We start from the raw sequence: 3,154 nt of genomic DNA on the forward strand, positions 1-3,154 counted from the left end.
ACCGTCCATCTCGGCCCCGCTGCACACCAGATGGAAAAGCGTGGAGTGGAAACCTTTCTCGGCAACCTGAACCGGGACATTCGAGCCGCTAACAGTCTGATGCAGTCCATCCGCAGTGCAATTCGTGGGCTGCAACGCTGGATCGCAGACCTGACTGAAAAGAAGCAGATTCTTCTGGACGCACTGGAAAAGGCGAAGGAGCCCACGCTGTCCGATCTGCTGGTGGACTACTTCAATCTTCGCAATGAGCAGCGCAGCGATTGGTCTGGCAAGGCAAAACTGAAATGCACTGTTCGGGACTTTGAGGAAGTCAAACGGGCGGTGGACTACCTGAAAACCCATTCTTTGAACACCATCGAGGATTTGGACACTGCAATTTCTAACCTAAATCAGACCACCGCCCCTCTCCGCAGGCAGTTGAAGCAGAACGAAAACCGTATGCGGGCAATCGCCCAAATCAAGGATGCTGCCGCCGTCCATGCCAAGCTGAAACCTATCCACGACACCTTTATCAAGAAGAACTTCAAGCTGACCAAGGACGCTTACGCTGCCCAGCACAAGGAAGAACTGGACACCTTCAATAAAGCTGTCCGCACCCTGATGAAGCTGAACGGCAGCACAGCGGTGGATTTTTCGGCATTGGATGCCGAATTTTCTGCGCTGCAATCGAGCAGCGCAGAGCTGCGCACCCAACTGGAAACCTTGCAGCCGGACATCTCTGCACTGAAAAATATCCGTAAGCATATCGACATGGTGCTGAATAAGCAGCAGCTTTCCGCACCGGGCGGCAAGACCCCGGAGAAGGAATCGGTGCTGAAAAAGCTGGAAGAAGCCAAGGCAGCACAATCCCAGAAGAAAACCGAGCAGAAAAATCACACACAGGAACTTTAAGGAGGAAGCAACATGGCCTACACCCAAGCCCAGATCGACAAAGCCAATGCGGTGGATCTGGAAAAATTTCTCCGGGCACAGGGCGAAACGCTGGTGCGCAGCGGAAAAGAATACCGCTGGAAAGCCCACGACAGTCTGACCGTCTGCGGAAACAAATGGTTCCGGCACAGCCGGAGCAAGGGAGGTTTCCCGGTGGATTTCGTGATGGAATTTTACGGCAAGTCCTTCCCCGAAGCGGTGCAGATACTGACCGGAGAGCCGGGCGAAGCCCAGCCGGAGGCTGACCCCGCCCCCTCTCCGGCGTTTCGTCTGCCGTTGCGAAATGTCACCAACGCCAACATCCTGAACTATCTGGCGCAGGAGCGGAAACTCAGCCCCTCGCTGGTGAACTTCTTCATCGCTGCCGGAGATATTTACGAGGATGCCGCCCACCACAACGTGGTCTTTGTGGGGCGGGATGCAGACGGGCATCCCCGCTACGCAAGTAGCCGTGGGATTCGGGAAAAGTTTCGGCAGGATGCGGCCGGTGCAGAAAAGGCGTTTGGCTTTGCCCACCGTGGCACTGACAAGCAGTTGCTGGTCTTTGAAGCCCCCATCGACCTGCTGTCTTTTATCGAACTGTTTCCGAAAAACTGGCAGCAACACAATTATCTGTCGCTGGGCGGGGTGTCGGGCAAGGCGCTGCGGCAGTTTCTTTCTGAACGCCCGGACGTGGAGAGGGTATTCCTCTGTCTGGATGCCGATAAAGCTGGAGAGGATGCCTGCAAGCGGCTGGCGGGGCTGCTGCCGGACACCGTGAGCGTAACCCGCATCCAGCCCTGCATGAAGGATTGGAACGATGTTCTGGTGCACCGGGCAGAGATTCCGAACCGCAATTATTTCAAAAGTATTGTTCTGAAAGAGCCGCCGAAGAAAGATTCCGTTAAGATCATCCGCATGAGCGACGTGGAGCTGACCCCGGTGGAATGGCTCTGGAAACCGTATCTGCCTTTTGGAAAGCTCAGTGTTCTGCAAGGCAATCCGGGTGAGGGCAAGACCTATTTTGCCATGCACCTTGCCGCCGCCTGCACCAACGGAAAGCTGCTGCCCAACATGGAGAGCATGGAGCCCTTCAACGTGATCTACCAGACCGCCGAGGACGGTCTGGGCGATACGGTCAAGCCCCGCCTGATCGAAGCCGGGGCAGACCTTGACCGGGTGCTGGTCATTGACGACAGCGAGGTGCAACTGACGCTCTCCGATGAACGAATTGAAAAAGCCATTGTCGAGAACAACGCCCGACTGGTCATCATCGACCCGATCCAGGCGTATCTCGGTGCCGATGTGGACATGAACCGGGCAAACGAAGTGCGCCCCATCTTCATGCGGCTGGGACAGGTAGCGCAGCGAACAGGCTGCGCTATTTTGCTGATCGGGCATCTGAACAAGGCCGCTGGAATGCAGAGCTTGCAGCGGGGCCTCGGCTCCATCGACATTGCTGCCGCCGTCCGCAGCGTCATGTTCATCGGCAAGCTGAAGCACGACCCCACCATGCGCATTTTGACCCACGAGAAAAGTTCTCTTGCCCCGCCGGGAGCGTCACTGGCGTTCTCTCTGGGGGGACGAGAGCGGTTTCCGCTGGGTCGGTGAGTACGACATTACCGCAGACGAGATGCTGTCCGGCATCGAGCCGCAGCGTGAAACCAAGACCCAGCAAGCCAAAGACCTGATCTGCACCCTGCTTGCCGGAGGAAAGCAGGTGCTCAGCGAGGACATCGACAAGGCGGCTCTGGAAAGGGGCATCCCCGGTCGAACCGTCCGGGATGCAAAACGGGAACTGGGCGATGCCCTGAAAAGCAAGATCGTGGAAGGCCGCAAAAAGGTCTTTTGGATGGAATAAGCCATTTGACTGGCAGAAAAATTTGGCTGGCAAGAAAATCATGGTACACCCACAGTTGCCAGTCTGCCAGTCAAATTCAGAAAATGACGATAAAAGGAGAAATTTAACGGAAAATCAGAATTCGAGTTATTCGGTGCAGATTGGTAAAACCACCTTTATTGTGTGCGTGAAGCAGTCCGAAACTGCCAAAAAGCCGATTGAAAAGATGTTCAAGGATATGTGCAGACACGAAATTACAAGGGCTTCCTTGCGGACAACCTGATGAATTTAGAAAAATTACCGAAAACCTCTTGACGAAGTCCAGCCCGAAGGTACAGGCTATCGGGCGAGAACGAGATTTGCCAAGTTCTTCAACCTCCCGGAACTGATGTCCATGTTCAAGGA

At 55.1% G+C, this 3,154-nt stretch carries 1 protein-coding gene and 2 pseudogenes; 2 read left to right on the forward strand and 1 reads right to left on the reverse strand.

Going from position 1 to position 3,154, the window contains the following annotated elements:
• A pseudogene (locus AAAU26_RS00340) lies at window positions 1-891 on the forward strand (MobQ family relaxase); the annotation flags it as partial.
• A gap of 12 nt (window positions 892-903) precedes the next feature.
• Window positions 904-2,770, forward strand: a pseudogene (locus AAAU26_RS00345) (AAA family ATPase).
• A 103-nt stretch (window positions 2,771-2,873) separates the two neighbouring features.
• On the opposite strand, the gene AAAU26_RS00350 reads toward AAAU26_RS00345, so the two are convergent.
• Window positions 2,874-3,154 (reverse strand): hypothetical protein (locus AAAU26_RS00350; protein WP_349180858.1); only part of this gene is annotated, 281 nt, incomplete at its 5' end.

This window comes from Faecalibacterium longum, from assembly GCF_040094125.1.
Lineage (GTDB): Bacteria > Bacillota > Clostridia > Oscillospirales > Ruminococcaceae > Faecalibacterium > Faecalibacterium longum.